Here is a 22177-nt window from a genome sequence, read left to right on the forward strand (position 1 = left end):
CACACTGCCCTTCAATATAAGAGTTTAGTCACCTGTAAAATAGGTTTGATACTGCTCGCGAAGCTCGCGTTTCATAAACTTGCCAACGGAGGAACGGGGGATTTCGTGAAGGAAAACCACATCATCAGGAATCCACCACTTAGCAAACTTGTCTTCGATAAACGTAAGTAAACCTTTCTTGTCGCCAGCTTGCAGCGCAGCGTCTTTGAGGACGACGCAAGCGAGCGGTCGCTCACCCCACTTGGCATGCGGTACGCCGATAACGCAAGCTTCATACACATTCGGATGCGCCATCAGCGCATTCTCCAAGTCGAGAGAGGAGATCCATTCTCCGCCGCTTTTAACCAAATCCTTGGCTCTGTCGACTAGTTTCACGAAGCCTTCTTGATCAATTACCGCGATATCTCCGCTATGAAACCAGCCATCCTGGAAACCTTCGGCCGTTCGCGCATCTTTGTAGTATTCGGTCGCTACCCACGGCCCACGCAGCCAAATTTCCCCCATCTCCTTCCCGTCCCAAGCCACCTCGCCTTGTAATCCGACGATTTTCATTTCTAGCCCGGGCACCAGTAATCCCTGCGTGGCACGCGTAGCGTACTGTTCATCAAGCGTAGCTTCTTCTTGGTAGCTTTTTAGGCGAGCAACAGTAACAAGTGGACACGTTTCCGTCATGCCATAAGCATGAAAGAATGGGACTTTCAGCCGCTGCTCGTAGCTCTCAATCAGGCTGCGCGGGGCAGCAGATCCGCCGCACACCGCAGCGCGAAGAGAGGATAAATCCAGCTGCAGCTCCTCTTGGGCTTGAAGGGCAGCTGTCCAAACCGTAGGTACGCCTGCTGCAATGGTGACCTTTTCGTCTGCGATCAGACGGAGCAGAATGTCCGGTGTAGGCGCTGGTCCGGGAAGCACCTGCTTGCTGCCGAACCAGACCGAGGCGAAGGGGAGCCCCCAGGCGTTGACGTGAAACATCGGTACGACAGGAAGCACTGCGTCGCGTTCCGAAAGAGCTAGCGTATCCGCCAAGCCGATGGATAGTGAATGCAGATATATCCCGCGGTGGGAGTACACGACACCTTTGGGATGTCCCGTTGTGGCTGACGTATAGCACATACCTGCGGGAGCGCTTTCATTTATATATTCAGGATATGTAAAATGAGGATCACCGCTCTCTATCATGTTCTCATATAAATAGACGGGCTGTAAAGAAGTAGGCGGTAGTTCCTTTTTATCCGACATGATGATATATCCCTCAATAGTCGTCAGTTGATCCTGAATTTTCTCGATTATGGGCAGTAAAGTCTCATCCACGAAAAGGAATCGGTCTTCCGCATGATTGAGAATGTAGACGATATGCTCGGCAGGGAGGCGTATGTTCACCGTATGGAGGACTGCTTCCATGCAGGGAATGGCGAAATAGGCTTCCAAATGCCAATGATGATTCCAGGCAAAAGTAGCAATTCGATCCCCGGGATTTACCCCTAACGCTTGCAGTGAGCTAGACAGCATCTTCGAGCGTCTTCCAAAATCAGCGTACGTATATCGGTGAATGCCGGTACTTGTTCGTGAAACAACCTCTTTTTTGGGAAATAAGGCTTGGGACCGTTCGAAGAGAGAGCGCAGCGTTAATGGGTAATTGTCCAACTGGAAAACACCTCCGGGGATTGTCTATTTCTATTGTAAATATATAAGGAGGAGGGACAAGATATGTCCAAAAGTGAACAAGTTCACACTATTTCTTATTAAAAAAGACAAGGATTAAACTAGTGTGGAATGCGTTTAGTGGTGATCTATTAGAATATTTCTATAATTGGTATAACGAAGATAACTCACTCATCATGAAATTTCATAATCACGAGCATCCAGTGGGTACTGATGTAACAACAATTAAACGGTTCGACCCACTCCATATTCATAAAAAACAAGACTCATCTGATAATGAAGGGAAAGTACACGATCATAGCCCTTTTCAAAGCCTGGATGATGTTCTTAATTTCTTGCACATGCTTAGCATTGCAGAAAAATACAAAAAATGAGACCCCAACACAGGGTCTCATTTTTATGCAATCACTCTTATCAACTAAATGAATGGCCTCTACGCATTCAAAATAAACTTCTCAATAACATGCCTAACGCCATCTTCATTGTTGCTTGTTGTCACATAATTAGCCAGCTCTTTCAGCTCCGGCAAAGCATTGTCCATTGCGACACCAAGTCCCGCAACTTCCAACATTTCGCGATCGTTCCACGCATCGCCGAGGGCAATGACCTCATCCAGCGTGCAGCCGATATGGTTGGCAAGGAACGCGATGGCATGACCTTTGGTGCCTTCTTTGTGCATGAATTCCAAATAGTGCGGCTTGGATTTCGTAATGTGCATCTGGTCGCCGAGCAGAGGAAGCAGCTCTTCGCGAATTTGGTCGCATACCTCAGGTTTGTCCACAATCAGCAGCTTAGGCTGCGGAATATCAATCCATTGGCGCAGGTCGCCGATGATATAAGGCGTCTTGGAAAGACGTACGTAATTTTTGATTTTGTCGTTATCTTCAGCTGCATAAAGCTCGTCACCATGGTAAAGCTGAAGATGGAGATTTCTCTTTTCGCAATAATCGAGCAGGTAGCGCGCGCTTTCGACGGGCACCATACGCTCGTAAAGGACTTCCTCGTCGAGGAGATTCTTGATCGATGCACCTTGATACGTAATGATCGGTACGTTGAGCCCGATTTGTTTAGCGATTTTGGCTGCGGATGGGAAGCTTCTGCCTGTTGCAATCGTAACTGTCACACCCTGCGCAACTGCTTGGTGCATCGCGTTAATCGTTTCCTCAGAAATCGTCAAATCATCACGCAAAAGCGTATCGTCCAAATCAGATGCTACTAACTTGTAAGTCATGTGTTCCTCTCCGTTCCGATAGGTAGTCTATATAAAAATTCTGCTTTAAGCATACCCGAATCAAACCGGAATTGCTAGAATAAAGCGAGAGCTTTTCAGTTTAAAAGGAGGCGCGTCAACGATGGCATCATTCTATACGGACAAGCTGGAGGCATTGCTGAGAGCGCACAGCAGCGAGGTTGATGCAGCTGCAATGTCGGCTTATATGCGTGACCAATTTCCTTTCCTCGGTATTCGGAATCCGCAGCGCGTAGCATTGACGAAACAGTTTTGGAAGGAGCACGGCTATCCCCGAGGAGCCGAAGGTGTGAAGGTAGCTGAAGAACTCTGGGCATTGCCTGAGCGGGAATTCCATTACACAGCGCTTCAACTGCTCACTCAGCTTCGTAAAGAAGCGGAAAAAGAGCATATTCATTTGCTGGAACACATGGTCGTTACGAATTCCTGGTGGGATACGGTCGATCCAATTGCTGACCATCTTATTGGTGTTCACTTGCAGAGATATCCAGATCTTATCCCGGCATATGTGGAGAAATGGCTCTCGTCAGGCAATATGTGGCTGCAGCGGACCGCAATATTGTTCCAGCTCAAATATAAGCAGCGCACAGACGTGCCGCTTCTTTTCGGCTGCATTCGGCGTATGGCGGACTCGAATGAATTCTTTATCCGCAAGGCGATCGGCTGGGCCTTGCGGGAATACTCGAAGACAGATTCAGCAGCCGTGCAGACGTTTGTCGCTGAGACTGAGCTTTCGCCGCTAAGTGTACGGGAAGCGCTGAAGGTCATTCAGCAGAAGGAAGAGAAAGAGAAAGTGCGATATACTAGTTAATATCTAGGAATTGGAGGAATCCAACTCATGTCGGAATTTATGTGTTTTTCTGCGCAAGAGAACCGCACGACGATCCCTGGAAAGCTAGTATCAGGCCGCTACCGCCAGCCGTTCGGCTATCGAGTGAAGCGGTCGAAAGGAACGAAGGATTTCTACCTCACTATGACGCTGCACGGAAAGGGCTTATTTCATAACGGCAGCGAAGCCTGCGAATGCCCCGAAAGCGAAATTTCCCTCATTACCCCTGGAACACCGCATTATTATGGAACTCCGGAACATACGGTATGGGAGTTTAATTGGTGTCATTTTGTTCCCAGAGAAGATTGGCTGCCTTTACTGCAGCTCCCAGAAATGATTAAGGGAATTCGATCTGCCCGTTTCGATAATGAAAAAGATTGGTTTCACCTGGCAGGAGCTTTCAACAGCCTAATCCAGTATAACGAAGAAACGGATCTGTTTTCAGAAAGATTAGCCGTTAATGCATTGGAGGAAATCCTTCTCCTGATATCAAAAAATACTCTCGAAAAACACTTTCAGATGGATTCACGCGTGGAAGAGACGATAAAGCTGATCTCCCAGCATTATAGAAAGCCATTCAACGTGCCGGAACTGGCAGCTAGGGTTAATCTGTCAGCCTCAAGGTTCGCACATCTATTCAAAACACAGACTGGCGAGGCCGTCATGGAAATGTTAAATAAAATCAGGCTCCGGCAGTCTAAAAAGCTGCTAGAAACGACCACCCTAAGCATTGCAGAGATTGCTGAGGAAGTCGGGTTTAACCATCCCTTTTACTTCTCGCGTCAGTTTGCTGCATTTTATGGAACACCGCCCGCGGTGTTTAGAAAACATATTCTCCATGCTAGGAATTAAAAAGAGGGGCTGCCTCCAAAGTAGTAATCTACTTGTGGGACAGCCCCTCATTGGCAAGGTAGTTATGGAGTTACGTAAATACTTGGCTGCGTTGGTGCCGCCATACCTGTTCCAAGATAGTAACTTGTATGTGGCGGCTGGTTGTAAGCTACGTTCTGCCAGGCAATATCCAGACGATATAGAGGATCATGCATTAATGTCCATAGACGTGTGCTAGTCTCGTAAGGAGTAGCATAGATGCGCAGTGCGGAGCTATCGGACTTCCGCCAAATGGCCTCCTCGCGCCAGTCTCCCAGAATATCGGCTTGCAGACTAGGGTTCCCTTTTGTTCCATTGTCCGAGTAGGTGCCTGTGGCGGTTAAAAGAGTTGTTGTATTGAGGCTTGTATAATTCCACTTATCAATTCTGCCTACGCCATTGGTGCCATCCCAATTATGATCCAACAGCTCACGGGACACATCGCCGTCCCACCAGATGCCGTAGTTGATGGAAGAGGGGACAGTAGAGCTGATTTTGGTGCCACCTATTTGGTACAATCCGACACCATTGCTTGCCCACACTTCTTCGCCGGCATATCTTGGATCAATATCGGCAGACATGCCTCTTCCGGTGTCAGCACCTGTGTGTACGCCCCAACGTATCGCACCAGTGCCTGCATTCCAGACCGCAGCTCCATAGGCAGCGCTTGTACTTTCCATAACCTTGAATACTTCGAGCCCCGCGCTATTCGGATCAAGATCGCCTACATGAAGGGCATCACCATGGCCTAGCGCTGTGTTATATTTCCTCGCACCGTTATCGTCAACTGTCATGGCGCCGTATACGATCTCGTCTTTGCCGTCTCCATCCACATCAGCTGCGGTCAGGTTGTGGTTCCCTTGGCCAGCATATGCCGAGTTCCCGGAGCCATTGCTGTCAAAAGTCCACAGCTTCGAAAGTGTACCGCCCCGCCAATTGTAAGCCACTAGCACACTGCGTGTGTAATAGCCGCGGGCCATCACCAAGCTTGGTTTCTCCCCATCCAGATAGGCGATCGTAGCTAGGAAGCGATCTACTCGGTTGCCGTACGTATCGCCCCAATCCCCAACCGTGCCGCGTGGCGGATCGTAGTTCGTAGTCGTTAATATTTGACCTGTCGGTCCAGCGAAAATGGTTAAAAATTCAGGCCCTGTCAGGACCCGGCCTACTGAATTGCGATAGTCGGCGGTTGAGCTGCCGATCACTGTCCCTGTGCCGTCCTTCGTGCCGTCTGCCGTTTTCATCGCGACTTCAGCTTTCCCATCCCCGTCCAAATCATAGACCATAAACTGGGTGTAATGAGCGCCTGCGCGAATGTTTTTCCCCATAGAGATTCGCCATAGCCGAGTTCCGTTCAATTTATAAGCATCGACAAACACTTCACCCGTATATCCGTCCTGCGAGTTGTCTTTGGAGTTAGATGGGTCCCATTTTAAAACAATTTCATATTGTCCATCGCCATCCAGATCGCCGACACTCGCATCATTGGCATTGTAGGTATAGCTTACGCCATCTGGGGTTGTACCGCCGGCAGGCCTTTGAAGAGGGACATCCAAATAATTATTAGCCCATGGGATTGCAGCAGCGGATGCGGTCTGTTCGACACCGCCTATGACGGCACGAACCGTGTAGCTTGAACTTGTAGTTCCCGCGTTATCTTGATAATTTGTGCTAGTTGTAATGGGGGATGCGTTAAGTTTTACGCCGCCACGGTATACGTTGAATGAAGTACTAGCTGCCTCAGTACCCAGGAGTCTCCAGCTAACAAGCACACCAGTTAATACTTTGACGGCCACCAGTCCCCGGTCGAGCTTTTCCGTTTGCCGGGCTGCTGCTGCGTGCGCCGTTGGTGCTTGAATACCGAAGGACGAGATGAGGAGCGAGCCTAACGTAACATAACAGACGGTTCGTATTAGACGCTTCACATTTTTAAACATTTCTACAACCTCCTTGGATCGTCGAATGGTATTGCAATTGTGCATGTCTGTGATGTAGGCTACTTCACTTGTATCCTCCTTCTCATTTGTGGATGCGCTTACATTTATGATTATACCTTGTAGAGCAGCGAGGTTTTAATGCAGACAATGGCTAACTTCCTACACAATACTGCTCTTTGGAAAAAAAGAGGTCAAGTCACAGTTGCGTTATAAAACATAACACATATAGTGTATTGATAAAATATTGTTATATATATTGACATATAGGTAACATTGTTTTAAAGTTAGTAAAATTCTTTGTAGAGGCATACAGCACCAGGTGACTGCTCTAACCAATATGAACGAAGGGAATGATGGAAGATGGCATACAATCGGACGCATGATTGGCTAACGCGACTGCCTAAAGTTGATCTTCACTTGCACTTGGATGGGAGTGTGAAGCCGGAAACGATTCTGGAGCTTGCCCTAGATCAAGGCATTGATCTTCCCGTGTACAATAAAGAGGGATTGATTCCGCATATGCGTGTAGGCGAGGAATGTGGCAGTCTTATCGAATACTTAAGTAAATTTGATTTTACGACTCGCTTTATGCAATCGGGCGAAGCTTTGGAGCGGATTGCCTACGAGGTTGCTCAGCAATCGGCAGAGCATAACTGCAAATACGTGGAGGTGCGTTTTGCACCGCAGCTGCATCGGAATAACGGATTGACCGTGGAAGAAACGATTCATTATGTCGTAGAAGGGATGAAGCGCGGACAGCGGGATTTTGGCGTGAGAGCTGGCGTTATTGCGATCTGTATGAGAAATCATTCGTGCGAAAGCAACTTGGAAGTGATTCGTGCGGCTGCAGCGTTTGTCGGTAAAGGCGTAGTCGCCGTCGACCTAGCAGGTGATGAGGCGTCCTATCCGCCGGAATGGTTCCGGGAGGTTTTTGCGGAGTCGGGTCGACTCGGCATCCCTGTCACCATACATGCCGGAGAAGCGGCAGGCGCGATGAATGTGTATGAAGCCGTAACGAATCTCGGTGCGGTGCGCATCGGGCACGGTGTCAGGCTGAAAGAGAACAGCGACATTCTCGAAATGGTCAAAGACCGCCGCATCCCCCTTGAAATGTGCCCGATCAGCAACATCCAAACGAAGGCCGTTGCCAGCTGGGATGCCTATCCGATCCGCGAATACTTGGAGCGGGGCCTCCTCGTCACGATAAATACGGATAATCCGAGCGTCTCGGGTACGGATATTACGAATGAGTACCGCGTGCTGTCAGACCGTTTTGGTTTTACGGAGCCTGAACTTGTTAGGCTTGTGATGAATGGGGTGGAAGCCGCATTTATGGAGGAAAGCGATAAGTTGTTGCTGCGGCTGGAGATGGAAGCTGAAATCAAAGACATGGGTATCCAATGAGTAATGATAAGTACTTCAATCCATCATGAGGGGACTCCGAAAGGGGTCCTCTTTGTTTAGTTTTCATGCGAGCCGGCCTTTTTGAAAGTCTCGTTACCTGTTCCCGACGCTTAGGCTCCCGAGACGTTCTTTTTGGCTTTCTCGGGCCAAAATGGATTGGCGAAACAATCGAACGAAGTCGAGAACCAGTTTTATATGGGATGCACTCTGAGGAATTATTGATTTCAATGCTTCACCCCAACGTAAGCGCAAAAACAGACATAAGACCGCGAGCAGTTAACTAAAAAGTTTTTTGGATCGACAAATCCTATTTCTTGAATTATTATGAATATAATATAAAATTTAGTATTAAAGTCCAATTTCTAGGCGTTTAGAAATTAGGGTGATGACCGATAAAAATAGAGGAAGTATTGGAATAACAAAATGAAAAAAAAGTTAACTGTTATCGCGATCACTGCTGGTATTCTCGGAAGCAGCCTTATAACCGCAGGAGTAGCTTTCGGGGATGTGGACCACATGAAAAATCTGAATGATTTAAAGTCAGCATTTGAATCAAAGAAAAAACAATTACACGAGATGCCGAATCAAACGCCAGAAGAGATTGAAGCAACCGTTAACGCTGGCAAAGATCTCAAAAATTTAGGTAAAGAAGTAGCAAAGGAAAAGAAAGTTACTGATCCCGATGGTGAGGATGAATTCGCGAATGAGCTTAGAAGTTACATAGCTAGTATGAAAGATTCGGTAGGTCAGCTAAAATACATGGCCGAAGAGACAAAAGATAGTCAGTATTTGAAGAAAGCTGAAGAGCTTGAGAAAAAAATTACTAAATATGAAAAAGAACAACAAGCTTATCTAAGCAAAAGTAAATCAGCAAAAACAGTGAAAGAATTACGTAAAGAGTTGGACCTTCCAGCAAACTAAATAAACTTTTAAACAAAACACTCGTTCTAACAAAGGACAAGTGTTTTGTTCTATCCAGACATATAATATTCATTACTTCTTGACAATATAGGGTAGGGGGGTATACTATACAAATATAAACAAATACGAATCACTGTGAGGTGAAATCATATGATTACCGAATCTGCAGGACAGCAGCAGCCAGCTATCCGATCAACATCAACGGTTGATTTCGATATTACAGGAATGACCTGTGCCGCATGCGCAACCAGAATTGAAAAAGGGCTGAACAAAATGCCCGGCGTAGCACAAGCATCCGTCAACCTGGCAATGGAAACTGCACGCATCGTCTATCAATCCTCAGAGGTAACACCGGAAGAGATGCAAGCGCGAGTAGCCAAGCTGGGATACGAAGCAGCGCGCAAAAGAGAACAGGCCGAAACCAGCGAGTATCGTGCGAAAGAGATACAGAAGCATAAGCGCAAGCTGTGGATTTCAGCCATACTTTCCGTCCCATTGTTATGGGCGATGGTTGGCCATTTCTCCTTCACCTCGTGGATTTGGGTGCCGGAGCTTTTCATGAATCCATGGATGCAGCTGGCTCTCGCAACACCAGTCCAGTTTCTCATTGGGCGCCAATTCTACATTGGAGCTTACAAAGCGCTCACGAATAAAAGCGCCAATATGGATGTGCTCATCTCGCTGGGAACATCAGCCGCGTACTTCTACAGCTTGTACCTGACGTTCCAGTGGGCTGGGCTAAGCGAGCATCACCATGCACCTGAGCTGTACTATGAAACCAGCGCCATCCTCATCACACTTGTCATTCTTGGAAAATGGTTCGAAGTTCTGGCCAAAGGGCGCACCTCGGAAGCCATTAAATCGCTTATGGGCCTTCAGGCCAAGAGCGCCCTGGTTATCCGTAATGGGCAAGAAATCAGCATTCCGCTGGAAGAAGTAACGCCAGGTGACGTCGCCATTGTGAAACCGGGTGAGAAGATTCCGGTAGACGGTACGGTTTTACAAGGACATTCCTCGGTGGATGAGTCCATGCTGACGGGTGAAAGCTTGCCGATTGAGAAACGCGAAGGCGATAAAGTGATCGGAGCTACGCTGAATAAGAATGGCGTACTTCGCATACAGGCCACTAAGGTTGGCCGTGACACGGTGCTGTCGCAAATCATCAAAGTTGTTGAAGAGGCGCAGGGGTCCAAGGCACCGATTCAGCGTGTGGCGGACGTCATTTCGGGTATTTTTGTCCCGATTGTCGTAGGGATTGCCCTTATCGCCTTTTTCCTGTGGTACTTCTGGTTTGACCCAGCTAACTTCGCTGGCGCACTCGAAAAAACGATCGCGATCCTCGTCATCGCTTGCCCTTGCGCATTGGGCTTGGCAACGCCAACCTCGATTATGGCGGGATCCGGACGCGCAGCGGAATTAGGCATTTTGTTCAAAGGTGGCGAACATTTGGAAGCAGCCCATCACCTAGACGTTGTAGTTTTGGATAAGACGGGCACAGTAACGAAAGGGAAACCACAGCTTACAGATATTCAAACGCATATGGATCAAATATCTTTCCTACGCTTTATCGGAGCAGCAGAGCGCAGCTCGGAACATCCGCTAGCCGAAGCGATCGTTCAAGGAATATTACCGTCGATTCCATCTTTGCCAGAAGCTACGGACTTTAAAGCCATCCCTGGCTTTGGGCTGGAAGCTCAAGTGGAAGGCAGTCAGGTCGTCATCGGAACACGAAGATTACTAACGGATAAGGGGATCGATATCGCCGAAGCGTTAACGGAGATGGAACGCTTAGAGAACGATGGCAAAACCGTTATGCTGGCAGCCATTGACGGCAAGTACGCTGGATTTGTTGCCGTGGCGGATACGATCAAGGAAACGTCGCAGGAAGCGGTATCCCGCTTAGAAGCAATGGGGATTCAGGTCATCATGATCACCGGCGATAATGCGCGTACGGCAAAAGCTATTGCCCAGCAAGCTGGCATCAAGCAGGTGTTGGCCGAGATTTTGCCAGAAGGCAAAGCGGCGGAAGTGAAAAGATTGCAAGCGGAGGGGTTCCGCGTCGCAATGGTTGGCGACGGCATTAACGATGCGCCAGCCCTTGCAATGGCAGATATCGGCATGGCCATGGGAACAGGAAGTGACGTAGCCATGGAAGCGGCGGATGTAACGTTAATGCGCGGGGATTTGACCTCCATTGCAGATGCCATTGAAATGAGCAGACGGACGATGCGCAATATTAAGCAAAATCTGTTCTGGGCCCTCGGTTACAACACGATTGGCATTCCAATCGCTGCTTTAGGCTTATTGGAGCCTTGGGTAGCAGGAGCCGCTATGGCGTTAAGCTCTGTTTCTGTTGTGCTGAATGCTCTTCGGCTGCAAAGGGTTAAACTTTAAGAGAGGAGCATGCCAGAGGATTGACAATATACGGGATGGGGGTATGATAAGTAGTAAACAGCTCTCAAAGGAGATAGGCCTATGAATAAGGAATTGGACACGGAAGTGGGCCACTGCGGCTCGGATGAAGAGGAGCGGAAGAGTCATCATTCCGATAAACTCAAAGCGGATTTGACGAAGCGATTGAATCGCATTGAAGGTCAAGTTCGCGGGGTCAAAGGTTTGATCGAGAAAGATACGTATTGCGATGATGTTTTGCATCAAATTGCCGCGATTCAATCGGCGCTTAATGGGGTTGGCAAGCTGCTGCTAGCAGGTCACCTCAAAAGCTGTGTCGTCGAACGCATTCAAGAAGGCGACATGGATGTCGTTGATGAACTGCTCAAAACAATGAATACCCTGATGAAATAATGAAAAATTAGAAATTAAATTTAATGAAGGAGTGATTGTAATGTCCAACGTTATTTTAAAAGTAGAAGGTATGTCTTGTAACCACTGTGTGAACGCTGTTGAGAAAGCCATGAAAGAGCTTGGTGCTGAAGGCAAAGTCAATTTAGCCGGTAAATTAGTAGAAGTGGAGTACGATGAAAACAAGCTGAGTGTGGAAGCGATCAAAGAAGCAATCGAAGAGCAAGGCTATGATGTGGTGCAATGAGAATAACGATTCTTATCGTATTGTCATTGGCACTTACTCTGAGCGGGTGCGGGAAGGCGCAGACGACGAATCATCCGGTACAACACAGTAACGGTCATGAAGCGGGGAGTTCAGCGGAGGAAATTCAGGCGATATTTCAAGCACCGCAAGCGAAGGCCAAGGAAGAGACAACGGTGACGATTCAGATTCAGGATAGTAGCGGTAAGCCGATCAATGATTTTGACCTGAATCATGAGAAAAAGATGCATCTCATCGCGGTGAGCAAGGATCTTTCTTATTACAAGCATCTGCATCCGGAGTATAAAGGAAAAGGTCTGTTTACGGTATCGGCGCAGTTCCCATCGGGCGGTGATTACCGGCTTTTTGCAGATTTTCTGCCTAGCGGGAAAGAGAAGACGGTCAAAAGCTACACCTTGACTGTACAAGGGGACCCAGCGTCACCAGTGGCTATTGAACCGGAGAACGCATGGACTAAGACCGTAGATGGCAATGAAGTTACTTTAGAAATCGATCATCTTATGGCAGGGATGGAGCTTAATCTAACTTACACTTTTCAAGATGCAGCTTCCAAAACACCTATTAAGGATTTGCAGCCATATTTAGGTGCTGTTGGGCATGTTGTTATCCTGGACGCGAATGCGGATCAATACCTGCATGTCCATCCGACGGACGAGAAATCATCAGGGCCTGAAGCCAAGTTCATGACGACGTTTCCCAAGAGCGGAGTTTACAAAATCTGGGGAGAATTTCAGCGTAACGGCAAAGTGTTTACGGTCCCTTTTGTTGTGAAAGTCCCTTAATCTACACCCTATCTATATAAAAAGGAGCCGGTTACCATGCCTGCCTATATTATCACAGGGGGCTCCAAAGGCCTCGGAGCTGAGCTTGCGAGGCAGCTTCTGCACCAAGGCGCCGCAGTCCACTGCGTGTCGCGCGGCGAAAGTCCAAGCCTCCGCCAAGAGGCGTCAAGCATGAAAGGTGACTACACCTTTCATGCTTACGACTTGGCGCAAACAGACGGCCTGGATTCGCTGATGGAGCGAATCCTCGGCCAGGTTGATCGAGCGGATGCCATCACGCTCATCAACAACGCGGGCCAGCTCGAACCGATGACGTTCATCGGCCGAGCTGACCAAGAGGACCTGCAGCGAAGCCTGCAGGTCAATCTCGTCGCGCCCACGCTGCTGACGAACAGCTTCATTCGGCAGACGCAGGCGCTGCCGATAACGAAGCGGGTCGTTCACATCTCCTCGGGCGCGGGGAAGAAGCCGTATCCCGGCTGGGGGGCGTATTGCACCGCCAAGGCCGGGCTCGATATGCTGACGCAATGTATTGGCGTCGAGCAGCTGGAACAGCCCTACCCGGTGGAGGTGTTCTCCGTTGCACCGGGGGTCGTGGATACGGATATGCAGCGGTCGATTCGCGCTGCATCCGAAGCGGACTTCCCGCAACTAAACCGGTTCGTGAAGCTGCATACGGACGGCGAGCTGCAGTCGCCTGAAGCTACAGCGGCGCAGCTTCTGGAGCTGCTGCAGCGAGATGCTTTCACGCAGGGCGAGATCGCCGATCTGCGCACCAAAAGGAGTTAAGCGGCTAACAAGCGCTTAACTCCTTTTCTCATGTTCCTATGTATCGCGCAGCGCGAAAGCCTACTGAATACTTCCTGACACGGATGGCCCGGATGACAGCTCAGATGTACAGTATTTGCAGCGAGTTGCTTGCGCTGGAATATCTGACAAGCAATGCGGGCAAGATTTTGTCGCAGGAGCTTTCTCTTTCGGCTCTTCTTTCTTGCGGAACTTGGACAATTGCTTAACAACAATAAAAATGACGGCGGCAACAATTAAAAAGTCTAAGAAAGTAGAAATAAAGGCCCCATACTTCAGAACTGGCGCTTTATCTTCGACAGATAGAGCAAGGCTATCGTAATGTTTGCCATTCAAGGATATGAAAAGTTCATTAAAGTTCACTCTGCCCAGCAGCAGCCCGATAGGCGGCATGATCACATCGTTGACGATAGATGTAATGACTTTTCCGAAAGCTCCCCCGATAATAACACCCACCGCTAGATCGACCATATTCCCTTTAAAAGCAAAGTCTTTAAATTCCTTCAGCATAGCGAACCTCCAACAAACGGCATTTTTTGCATTGTAGCATATTTTGTCGCTGTCGAACAATGAGTTGGATGCTCGCGAAGCTGTTTAATCCTTTTGAGCAGATAAGAGTTGCTCTTCTTTGGATTCCTTCAGCACCTCACGCAAGGCACTGATCAAGGCTTGATGATCGTCCGGGGTCCCTATCGAAATCCTCACATGATCGGGCAAATTCCACGCGCCTGCATACCGCAGGATAACGCCTTTTTGCATCAATTGATCATAGATGGATTTCGCATCTGGACCAAGCTCTACAAGCACGAAATTACTCATGCTGCGCGTGAATTTGAATCCTAGCTCTTGCAAACTTTCATAAAGTCGCTCTCTGCCGAGCGTATTGATTTCCCGTGTTGCTTCGAGATGCGCATCGTCCTGAATGGCAGCGGCGGCGCCGATTTGCGCTAAGGCGTTTACGTTAAAAGGTTCTTTGACCTGACGAATATGGTGTAAAATGCTTGCGGAAGCAATGCCATAACCAACACGAATGCCAGCCAAACCATACACTTTGGAGAAGGTTTGTGTGACGATGATCGGATATCCTTGGCGCACCAGCTCAAGCCCGTCGGAATAATCATCCGCGGTTACGAAGTGACTGTAAGCCCCATCGAAAATAACAAGCACATGAGAAGGGAGCTTATCCATTAGCTCATGCAAGTCCTGCTTTTTCATATAAGTGCCTGTAGGATTATTTGGCGAGCAAATATAAAGCAGCTTCGTCTTCTCGGTTACAGCGGCCAGAAGATCCGTCACTTCATAACGGTAGTCTTCACAGAGTGGCACTTGTACGACTGAGACCCCCATTAGATTAGCGCCAAATTCATATTCACTGAAAGTCGGAGAGGGCACGATAACCTCGTCTCCTTCCTCTAGGAACGTTTCAGATAGGAGGGTAATGAGCTCATCGGCTCCATTCGTGACAAGGACTTGATCTGGCTTAACCTCGAGCTTACTGGCAATAGCGCTGCAGAGATCAATCGTGTCAGCGTCAGGATAGCGATGAATATCTGTCAGATAGGACTGAATGGCTTGAATAGCTAATGGAGACGGGCCAATGGGGTTCTCGTTGGAAGCGAGTTTGGTCACTTTGTCGATGCCTAATTCGCGCTGTACTTCCCAAATCGGCTTGCCAGGCGTATAGGGCTTCATGCGAGATAGGACGCCGCGTGGGCGTATATGATCCGTTGTGCGATTGCTCATAAGTATCACTCCTTGAATATATATGCTTTAGTTAAATAATACATTAACTCGGTAAAGTAGTAAAGTATAAAAATTCCATATCCCAACTTTTAGGAGAGTAGTATAATACGTAGAGATGCGTAATTCGACGTTAAGGAGAGGACACTGCACGGATGGGAAAAAAGAAGAGGTTTGGTATCCGATCCAAAATTATGCTTGGCTACATTTTCATTTTCGCCTGTATAAGTGTTGTATTTACGCTAGTGATTAATCAAGTGACCTCGATGCAAACGGATAGAAATTATATTATTGAGCATGATTTTGCCGTCCATAGTGAAATCAACAGCATCGAGAAATATGTGATGGATATGGAAAGTGGGCAACGAGGTTACCTGATAACCGGAGATTCTACCTACCTTGAACCCTACCACAATGGAGAGAACAACTGGCGGCAATCCTACATGAGGCTGAGTCAGCTTACACGGGAAAATGCTGTCCAAGAGCAAAGTTTACAAACGATCAAAAAGACGATAGAACGCTGGATTATGCAGCTTGACGGGGCAACGGGCCCAATGATGAAAAAGGAACAAGGCGAAGGTGCATATTCCATTAATTCCTATGACTTTTATTTGGGCAAGCAAAATGTGGAGGATATCCGTTCGCAGCTCGATCGCTTCCGGAATATTGAGATAGCGCTTACCAAAGATAGGGCCAAGCTGTTAGACAATCAGAACAGAATGTTCACGAGATCCTTGTTTGTCATGTTGACTCTTCTTCTTATATTTTCATTAACAGCTGCACTTTTGATATCGCAGTCGATTGTTGGAACGATTAAGCAGGTTACCAAAAGTATTTTGAAATTAAGCTCATTCAAGAGAGACTACTCACAGCGCATAAATGTCACCATGAACGATGAAGTGAAGGATCTTGCTGAGGCAACGAATATGCTTCTAGAGAATCAAGAGGAGATAGAATGGCAGCAGCGCAAACTTGCGGAAGTGGTGCATATGCTTCAAGGCATTTCGGATATGGAAACGTTAGGTTCTTCCTTTATTACTAAAGCTGCTGAGCTATTCGGTGCATCCTTCGGCCTCTTTTACCTTCGTACTACTCACAAGGGCAAAGTTGCCATGGAGAAAATAGCGTCATACGCCATGATGGACAATGAGAATGACATCGGCATTCATCGATTTCATTTGGGGGAAGGACTAGTCGGTCAATGCGCTCTGGAGAAGCGGATGTTCCACTTTATGAATGTGCCTGATCATTATGTCAAAATAACGTCAGGACTCGGCGCTGTGAAAGCGCAAAGCGTTCTTATTGTGCCGATCTTACATCATCATGAAGTTATTGCCGTTATGGAATTAGCCAGTTTAAATAAGTTCACCCATCAACAGATGGAGCTTCTTGAAGATATTCTCGACGTACTTGGAACCATTGTTCATAGTGTGCAAACGCGTGTGGAAGTGGAAAGGCTGCTCCGGGAGTCTCAGCTCATGACCGAAGAACTGCAGATTCAAACGGAAGAGCTCCAAAGTCAGCAGGAAGAGCTGCACATGACGAATGAACAGTTAGAGGAGCATAACCGGTGTTCGGATGAAAGATCCAAGGAACTTGAACGCATCAAAGTAGCTCTAGAAGAGCATGCGGTCCAGCTGCAGCTAAGCTCTCGGTATAAATCGGAGTTTCTGGCTAATATGTCGCATGAATTTCGTACACCGCTTAATAGCGTGCTGATTTTATCCCAAATGCTGCAAGAAAATAAGATGGGGAACTTGAGCATCGATGAGCAGGAATATGCCCGTGTGATTCATTCTTCTGGAACCGATCTGCTGCTGCTTATTGACGATATTCTCGATTTATCGAAAGTGGAAGCCGGTAAGTTGGATATTCATATTGGGGAATTAAATGTGAGAGAACTTCCTAAGCTCATTCAAAGTCAATTTGCCAAGGTGGCTGAGCAGCGCAATCTGCTCTTGAACATTGAGCTGGAATTTCCAGTGCTGGAGCACTTCTATACGGATGAGCAGCGGCTCAGTCAAATTTTGAAAAACTTGCTGTCGAACGCGTTTAAATTTACGCATGAGGGCAGTGTTCATGTGAGCATCAAGCGATGCGAAGCAGATCAAGTTGCGGAGGTGCTGCCTTCTGCTAACCCTAATCAAGTCCTTGCCATTTCCGTTAGGGATACGGGGATTGGCATTCCTCTTGATAAGCAGGCGCTTATTTTCGAGCCTTTCCGGCAAGCTGACGGCACAACCAATCGGAAATACGGGGGGACTGGCCTTGGCCTCTCCATCTCTCGTGAACTAGCGGGGCTGCTTGGCGGGGAAATTGGGATGAGTAGTGAAGAGGGAGTGGGAAGTACTTTCACGGTCTACCTCCCCTCCTTGGAGCCGGGGATCAGCGAGTTTCAACCAGCATGGGAGGAAGCGGCAGCCACTTATGACACCACTACAGCAAAGCAGGAAGAAACCTCTCTGGTTTTAGCGGAGCCAAACATGCTGCGCGGGAAGGTTGTGCTGGTCGTTGACGATGATGTTCGAAATGTTTTTGTGTTAAGCAACGCTTTTGAAAATGAAGGGATGACCGTCATCATTGCGCATGATGGGCAGGAATGTCTGGCTATTTTGCAGAAGGAGCCGCAGATTGATATCATCCTTATGGATATGATGATGCCCGTGATGGACGGCTATGAAGCGATGCGTATGATTAGAAAAGATGAACGCAACAAGCATCTGCCCATCATAGCAATAACGGCTAAAGCGATGAAACAGGATCGTGACATTTGTCTGCAAGCGGGCGCTTCCGACTATATCAGCAAGCCACTAAATTTAAATCAATTGCTGTCCCTTATACGAGTTTGGTTAGCATAATCAAAAAGGTCTTTGATTTCTCCTGTGAGGGATTGATCAAAGACCTTTTATTAGTTAATGGGATTAATGAATAAAGGAGTGCTTATTTCTTTAGATCCAAGCGTACGTCACGGCCATCGTCTTTAACAGATAGCTCTTTACCCGCAGCTTTCAGGGAGTTCGCGTAATTAACCCATGCATCGAGCATGATCGCGCCATCTTTCCAATCTTTCACTTCACCGAATACGGTAAAGCCATCGCCGCTGCCTGTTGCCATGAAATCATTCGTCGTCACTTTGAACGTACGGTCCGTATTGAACTTGCCGTCCACGTAGATCGGGGTACCATCTACTTGTGTGATTTTGGAATATTTCTCGCCAACAGGTTTTGTGCTATCCCACTCAACTTTAAGACCGGAGAATTGAATAGCAGGAAGGTTCGTATACTTGTCCGTTACTTCCATCGCTTTTTTAATTTGCTCAGCCGTCATTGTGCCTGTCACATTGTAGTTGCCGAAGGGGAATACTTCAAACATTTCGCCGTAAGTTAGCTCGCCTTTATCTACATCAGCGCGGATACCGCCAATATTCGTGAAGGCGATGTCGGATTTCTCAGCAGCGCGCATCGCATCCGTGATGCTGTTGCCCAGTTGCGAAGCGCCATCGCGATCTACGCCGCCATTTGTATCGAAACGGAACGATTTACGTCCAAGCGGTTCAGCGACAACAACTTCAACTTCACCGGATTTCTCGGAAATTTTCGCTTTGTAATCCTCTACCGTTTGGTGGATTTTCGCGTCAGCCGTTGTTAGGTTCGTGTAGGTTTCAAGTAGGCTGGCGTTCGAAGAAACGACTTGCTTGGTAGTTTTGTCTACGAATAGTTGAATGTGACCAACCGCGTACAACCAGCTTTGCGCTTCTACAACAGGGATGCCGTTCACGATTCCGGAAACACGCATGTGAGAGTGTCCACCGACGATTGCATCCAGCGTTCCGTTGCCAGTGCCTTTCGCCAGATCGGCAAGCTCGCTGATGATTTCAGCGGATTTTTGGTTCTGCTCACCAGGTAGATGGGAAGTAACCATAATGATGTCAACGCCTTTGGCGCGCAGTTCAGCTGATAATTCTTTGGCTAAAGGAACCGGATCCACGAAAGAAAGTCCTTCAATGTTCGTTGATTTCGTCGTTGATGTTGTTTGCGGAGTCGCGAAGCCGATGATACCGATTTTCAGGCCATCTTTTTCAACGATCACGTAAGGCTGTGTCCAATCCACGCGCTTACCTGTTTTCGTGTCGATAATGTTAGCGCCGAGAATCGGGAATTTCGCATTCTTAATGTTATTAATTAAAACGTCACGGCCAAAATCAAACTCATGGTTACCAATAGCAGCAGCATCATATTTCACTTGAGCCATTGTGTCCATGACGGATTGACCATTGGTCGTATTCGAAATAAGCGTACCCTGCCAAGCGTCTCCGCCGTCTACCACAACGGTACCTTCAGGATTCACTGCACGGAAATCGGTGACGATCCCGCCAAGCGTTTCAATACCGCCTTGACCTTGGTTGCGTTTTTTATCGAATCCAACTTCGATTTTACCGTGAATATCGTTCGTAGTTAGAATATCAACGACCTTAAATAAAATTGGCTTAAGCGCCTTAGCGACTTCATCACGCGTAACGGCAGCTGTCGGGTTGAAGTTTCCATCAAGCGTCGGGCTGAAAATACCGCTGATGACCGCATACGCGACATAAGGGCGTGATTCTTTTGCAATGGAATCGGAGTCCTTGAAGTAGTTCAAAACATTCTCATTCACACTTGGCAGGTTACCGCCAGTTACCACTTTAACGATTAACTCAGCAAGCTCTTGGCGAGTGACAGAAGCATCCGGGTGGAACGTTCCGTCAGCGAATCCGCTGAGCAGCTTCGCTGCAACTGCATTGGCAACAGCTTGTTTCTGCCAATTAGCCAAGTCAGTGAAAGTGACAGAAGCAGAATCTGCGCTTTTCAATTTAGCAGCACGGTTGATCATTGTAGCAACCTCAGCACGTGTAACCGAGCTTGCACCGCGGTAGTCGGTATCCCCGTAGCCTTCAACGGCTCCGTTATCAATGGCAAGACGCATATCTGACTTCATTGTCGTAGAAGCTGCGGGTACTGCTGTTTCCGCGAGGGCGATACTGCCAGTAAAAGAGCTTGTAAGAGCGGTTACAAGAGCGAGGGCTGTAAGACGAGTTTGTAGTGTTTTTTTCATGTGATAGAAAGACCTCCTTCATAATAATAGAACATAGGTTAATTAACCTGTCTATTAGTATAAAGGGAATTGGTAGTTTTTGAGAAGTGAAGAAATTATTATTATAAAAAACAACAAAAAAAGCCCCTAACCCACAAATGGGTTAAGTGGCTTTGGGCTCGGTATGAACTTCAAAATGGTAGATTGTATTGCGAGTAAGAACCCGAAAATCCAATCCGTCTCTATCTATGGCTTGAACTCTAGTAGTTTTGAATGGGATATATCGATGTATGCCGGATAAGATCATTGGTGATCCGACTTCAGTTGGGGTCATTTCACGAAAAGTCTGTCCTTGAATCTCATCAAAATTGAATCGCTCAGATTGATGTTTGGGCGTAATCCCGTCTACTTCGTAGATCTGAAGAAGCTTTAGCAATCTCATGTTGTTACCCTCCCAACTAACCGTCCTAGCAACAGTATACAACGACTAAGGTATCTGAGTGCAAATTCTAAGCCTAACACTTACCTAATAATATCTTCACACTTTCCTTATTCCCAAAATATACAATTGAGCCATTGGAATTGGGGGGGATCTTGTATGATACATACGAGAATACGTGTCGAGGAAAAAGAAGTTCTTATGTTTTATGAATCCAAACATCAGGATCATCTGCATGCTGCAGTTGAAACGATTCTCAAGCATTTATCTAATGCTAAAATCCGCAGACTGTTCGATGACCTTGGTTTGGTCAATATTACGAATGAGGAAGTTACGCTCTTTTCACTAAATGGCGAGATTGAAACACTTTTCATAACGTAGATGCCTTTCGTTAATCTAAATTAACTAAGATGATGTTCTAGCCCTCATCTGCTATTTTCGATACAATAATATAGAAAGTGGGAGTTTAATAGGGAGGGTATGAACAATGGCAGTTTTGAAAATGGAGCACGTCGGTGTAATGGTAGTGAACTTGGAAGCGTCGATTCGTTTCTATGAGCAAGTGATTGGTCTTAAGCACAAAGGGACTTTGCTTCATACGAATGGAGTCATCCGTCTTGCCTTTCTGGGTTTTGAAGCGCTGAATGAAACGGAAGTTGAACTCATCGAAGGTTACAATGCAGGTTTGCCGCAAGAAGGAAAAGTTCATCATCTGGCTTTCACCGTTGACGATGTTGATGCTGAGTTTACTCGTATCCGAGGATTGGCTGTTCAACAATTAGATGAAGAAATCACGACACTGCCCAATGGCTCCAAGTATTTCTTCTTTAATGGATTAGATGGGGAGCGTATTGAGTTTTTCCAATCTACTCGGTAATCAAATCTACATATAGAAGATACACGATTGAAACGGGTGCATATGATGCATCCATTTTTTATGTATGAATAGAACAAAACATTCAAAACAATGGCAATTGCGGAACATTTCCAAAGGGGTTGTAATTGGTTTCCGAGCATGTTACATTATACCTCGTTGCTTCGGCGGCGAATCACTTGGAACCATGAAGTGAAGTTGCAATCGAAGGGAAACGTATGGTAGTATTAATTTCCCAACAGCGAACGACAGAAATTGACAAGAAAAAAGTGCTTGCAATTGATGAACGAGCTGTGGTATATTACTTCTCGCTGCTTCGGTAACACGGCAGAGAACGAAAGTAAATTGATCTTTGAAAACTGAACAACGAGTGAGTAAGCACGAACGAGAAATCGTTCAAAAAGAGATTACATAAACATAATCTCGCTAGCAAGTCAATGAGTACAATTAAGCTTTTCTACTATGGAGAGTTTGATCCTGGCTCAGGACGAACGCTGGCGGCGTGCCTAATACATGCAAGTCGAGCGGA

Annotated in this window: 20 protein-coding genes and 1 rRNA gene; 14 read left to right on the plus strand and 7 right to left on the minus strand. The window is 47.1% G+C overall.

Annotated elements, in window-relative coordinates; translation table 11 throughout:
* Nucleotides 1-24: 24 nt before the first annotated feature.
* Nucleotides 25-1641: a long-chain fatty acid--CoA ligase gene (locus tag GQF01_RS09080; RefSeq protein ID WP_161406519.1), complete on the minus strand. Its 1617-nt coding sequence runs from the start codon at nucleotides 1639-1641 to the stop codon at nucleotides 25-27.
* 122 nt (nucleotides 1642-1763) lie between these two features.
* Between GQF01_RS09080 and GQF01_RS37090 the strand changes: the two genes are divergently transcribed.
* Nucleotides 1764-2033: a toxin-antitoxin system TumE family protein gene (locus GQF01_RS37090; RefSeq protein ID WP_407945400.1), complete on the plus strand. Its 270-nt coding sequence runs from the start codon at nucleotides 1764-1766 to the stop codon at nucleotides 2031-2033.
* A gap of 59 nt (nucleotides 2034-2092) precedes the next feature.
* On the opposite strand, the gene GQF01_RS09085 is transcribed toward GQF01_RS37090, so the two are convergent.
* Complete coding sequence (locus GQF01_RS09085; protein ID WP_161406520.1) at nucleotides 2093-2890, minus strand: Cof-type HAD-IIB family hydrolase; 798 nt, start codon at nucleotides 2888-2890, stop codon at nucleotides 2093-2095.
* A gap of 121 nt (nucleotides 2891-3011) precedes the next feature.
* Here GQF01_RS09085 and GQF01_RS09090 point away from each other — a divergent pair, with 121 nt between their 5' ends.
* Both GQF01_RS09090 and GQF01_RS09095 read left to right on the plus strand, forming a co-directional pair.
* Nucleotides 3012-3719, plus strand: a complete 708-nt coding sequence (locus GQF01_RS09090) for a DNA alkylation repair protein (RefSeq protein WP_161406521.1) — start codon at nucleotides 3012-3014, stop codon at nucleotides 3717-3719.
* Between the two features lie 27 nt (nucleotides 3720-3746).
* Nucleotides 3747-4589 (plus strand): helix-turn-helix domain-containing protein, encoded by an 843-nt coding sequence (locus GQF01_RS09095; protein ID WP_161406522.1) that lies wholly within the window; start codon nucleotides 3747-3749, stop codon nucleotides 4587-4589.
* Between the two features lie 62 nt (nucleotides 4590-4651).
* Here GQF01_RS09095 and GQF01_RS09100 read toward each other — a convergent pair whose 3' ends face one another.
* Nucleotides 4652-6544 (minus strand): rhamnogalacturonan lyase, encoded by a 1893-nt coding sequence (locus GQF01_RS09100; protein ID WP_161406523.1) that lies wholly within the window; start codon nucleotides 6542-6544, stop codon nucleotides 4652-4654.
* 360 nt (nucleotides 6545-6904) lie between these two features.
* Here GQF01_RS09100 and add point away from each other — a divergent pair, with 360 nt between their 5' ends.
* From add to GQF01_RS09135, 7 genes are all read left to right on the plus strand, one after another.
* Nucleotides 6905-7948: an adenosine deaminase gene (gene add, locus GQF01_RS09105; RefSeq protein WP_161406524.1), complete on the plus strand. Its 1044-nt coding sequence runs from the start codon at nucleotides 6905-6907 to the stop codon at nucleotides 7946-7948.
* A 423-nt stretch (nucleotides 7949-8371) separates the two neighbouring features.
* Nucleotides 8372-8869: a hypothetical protein gene (locus GQF01_RS09110; protein WP_161406525.1), complete on the plus strand. Its 498-nt coding sequence runs from the start codon at nucleotides 8372-8374 to the stop codon at nucleotides 8867-8869.
* Between the two features lie 150 nt (nucleotides 8870-9019).
* Entirely contained in the window at nucleotides 9020-11263 is a 2244-nt protein-coding gene (locus tag GQF01_RS09115) for a heavy metal translocating P-type ATPase (RefSeq protein ID WP_161406526.1), read from the plus strand.
* 81 nt (nucleotides 11264-11344) lie between these two features.
* Nucleotides 11345-11674: a metal-sensitive transcriptional regulator gene (locus GQF01_RS09120; protein ID WP_161406527.1), complete on the plus strand. Its 330-nt coding sequence runs from the start codon at nucleotides 11345-11347 to the stop codon at nucleotides 11672-11674.
* Between the two features lie 40 nt (nucleotides 11675-11714).
* Complete coding sequence (locus GQF01_RS09125) at nucleotides 11715-11918, plus strand: copper ion binding protein (RefSeq protein WP_145669159.1); 204 nt, start codon at nucleotides 11715-11717, stop codon at nucleotides 11916-11918.
* Nucleotides 11915-12718 carry a hypothetical protein gene (locus GQF01_RS09130; RefSeq protein WP_161406528.1) on the plus strand — a complete coding sequence of 268 codons (804 nt, stop codon included), beginning with the start codon at nucleotides 11915-11917 and terminating at the stop codon, nucleotides 12716-12718. Before GQF01_RS09125 ends, GQF01_RS09130 begins: the two co-directional genes overlap by 4 nt.
* A gap of 36 nt (nucleotides 12719-12754) precedes the next feature.
* The gene (locus GQF01_RS09135) at nucleotides 12755-13507 is read left to right on the plus strand and encodes a (S)-benzoin forming benzil reductase (RefSeq protein WP_161406529.1); all 753 of its coding nucleotides are present in this window, start codon (nucleotides 12755-12757) and stop codon (nucleotides 13505-13507) included.
* Nucleotides 13508-13567: 60 nt separating this feature from the next.
* Here GQF01_RS09135 and mscL read toward each other — a convergent pair whose 3' ends face one another.
* The gene (gene mscL, locus GQF01_RS09140; RefSeq protein ID WP_161406530.1) at nucleotides 13568-14035 is read right to left on the minus strand and encodes a large conductance mechanosensitive channel protein MscL; all 468 of its coding nucleotides are present in this window, start codon (nucleotides 14033-14035) and stop codon (nucleotides 13568-13570) included.
* A gap of 84 nt (nucleotides 14036-14119) precedes the next feature.
* Entirely contained in the window at nucleotides 14120-15268 is a 1149-nt protein-coding gene (gene hisC / locus GQF01_RS09145; protein WP_161406531.1) for a histidinol-phosphate transaminase, read from the minus strand.
* 152 nt (nucleotides 15269-15420) lie between these two features.
* On the opposite strand from hisC, the gene GQF01_RS09150 reads away from it, so the two are divergent.
* Nucleotides 15421-18123, plus strand: coding sequence for a response regulator (locus tag GQF01_RS09150; RefSeq protein ID WP_161406532.1), 2703 nt, complete (start codon nucleotides 15421-15423; stop codon nucleotides 18121-18123).
* Between the two features lie 82 nt (nucleotides 18124-18205).
* Here GQF01_RS09150 and GQF01_RS09155 read toward each other — a convergent pair whose 3' ends face one another.
* The gene (locus tag GQF01_RS09155; protein WP_161406533.1) at nucleotides 18206-20356 is read right to left on the minus strand and encodes a 5'-nucleotidase C-terminal domain-containing protein; all 2151 of its coding nucleotides are present in this window, start codon (nucleotides 20354-20356) and stop codon (nucleotides 18206-18208) included.
* Nucleotides 20357-20498: 142 nt separating this feature from the next.
* Nucleotides 20499-20777 carry a hypothetical protein gene (locus GQF01_RS09160; RefSeq protein ID WP_161406534.1) on the minus strand — a complete coding sequence of 93 codons (279 nt, stop codon included), beginning with the start codon at nucleotides 20775-20777 and terminating at the stop codon, nucleotides 20499-20501.
* Nucleotides 20778-20933: 156 nt separating this feature from the next.
* Between GQF01_RS09160 and GQF01_RS09165 the strand changes: the two genes are divergently transcribed.
* From GQF01_RS09165 to GQF01_RS09175, 3 genes are all read left to right on the plus strand, one after another.
* Nucleotides 20934-21155: a hypothetical protein gene (locus GQF01_RS09165; protein WP_161406535.1), complete on the plus strand. Its 222-nt coding sequence runs from the start codon at nucleotides 20934-20936 to the stop codon at nucleotides 21153-21155.
* A 106-nt stretch (nucleotides 21156-21261) separates the two neighbouring features.
* Complete coding sequence (locus GQF01_RS09170; RefSeq protein ID WP_161406536.1) at nucleotides 21262-21651, plus strand: VOC family protein; 390 nt, start codon at nucleotides 21262-21264, stop codon at nucleotides 21649-21651.
* Between the two features lie 456 nt (nucleotides 21652-22107).
* Nucleotides 22108-22177, plus strand: a 16S ribosomal RNA gene (locus GQF01_RS09175); the annotation flags it as partial.

Source organism: Paenibacillus silvestris (assembly GCF_009882985.1).
In the GTDB taxonomy this organism is placed as follows: Bacteria; Bacillota; Bacilli; order Paenibacillales; family NBRC-103111; genus Paenibacillus_E; species Paenibacillus_E silvestris.

Excerpts from the sequence above, each read along its gene's own strand:
- GQF01_RS09165 (WP_161406535.1), top strand. The coding sequence starts at position 20,934 with ATGATACATACGAGAATACGTGTCGAGGAAAAAGAAGTTCTTATGTTT.
- GQF01_RS09115 (WP_161406526.1), top strand. The coding sequence starts at position 9,020 with ATGATTACCGAATCTGCAGGACAGCAGCAGCCAGCTATCCGATCAACA.
- GQF01_RS09160 (WP_161406534.1), bottom strand. The coding sequence starts at position 20,777 with ATGAGATTGCTAAAGCTTCTTCAGATCTACGAAGTAGACGGGATTACG.
- hisC (WP_161406531.1), bottom strand. The coding sequence starts at position 15,268 with ATGAGCAATCGCACAACGGATCATATACGCCCACGCGGCGTCCTATCT.
- GQF01_RS09135 (WP_161406529.1), top strand. The coding sequence starts at position 12,755 with ATGCCTGCCTATATTATCACAGGGGGCTCCAAAGGCCTCGGAGCTGAG.
- GQF01_RS09110 (WP_161406525.1), top strand. The coding sequence starts at position 8,372 with ATGAAAAAAAAGTTAACTGTTATCGCGATCACTGCTGGTATTCTCGGA.
- GQF01_RS09155 (WP_161406533.1), bottom strand. The coding sequence starts at position 20,356 with ATGAAAAAAACACTACAAACTCGTCTTACAGCCCTCGCTCTTGTAACC.
- GQF01_RS09125 (WP_145669159.1), top strand. The coding sequence starts at position 11,715 with ATGTCCAACGTTATTTTAAAAGTAGAAGGTATGTCTTGTAACCACTGT.
- add (WP_161406524.1), top strand. The coding sequence starts at position 6,905 with ATGGCATACAATCGGACGCATGATTGGCTAACGCGACTGCCTAAAGTT.
- GQF01_RS09085 (WP_161406520.1), bottom strand. The coding sequence starts at position 2,890 with ATGACTTACAAGTTAGTAGCATCTGATTTGGACGATACGCTTTTGCGT.
- mscL (WP_161406530.1), bottom strand. The coding sequence starts at position 14,035 with ATGCTGAAGGAATTTAAAGACTTTGCTTTTAAAGGGAATATGGTCGAT.
- GQF01_RS09120 (WP_161406527.1), top strand. The coding sequence starts at position 11,345 with ATGAATAAGGAATTGGACACGGAAGTGGGCCACTGCGGCTCGGATGAA.
- GQF01_RS09090 (WP_161406521.1), top strand. The coding sequence starts at position 3,012 with ATGGCATCATTCTATACGGACAAGCTGGAGGCATTGCTGAGAGCGCAC.
- GQF01_RS09150 (WP_161406532.1), top strand. The coding sequence starts at position 15,421 with ATGGGAAAAAAGAAGAGGTTTGGTATCCGATCCAAAATTATGCTTGGC.
- GQF01_RS09170 (WP_161406536.1), top strand. The coding sequence starts at position 21,262 with ATGGCAGTTTTGAAAATGGAGCACGTCGGTGTAATGGTAGTGAACTTG.
- GQF01_RS09100 (WP_161406523.1), bottom strand. The coding sequence starts at position 6,544 with ATGTTTAAAAATGTGAAGCGTCTAATACGAACCGTCTGTTATGTTACG.
- GQF01_RS09095 (WP_161406522.1), top strand. The coding sequence starts at position 3,747 with ATGTCGGAATTTATGTGTTTTTCTGCGCAAGAGAACCGCACGACGATC.
- GQF01_RS09130 (WP_161406528.1), top strand. The coding sequence starts at position 11,915 with ATGAGAATAACGATTCTTATCGTATTGTCATTGGCACTTACTCTGAGC.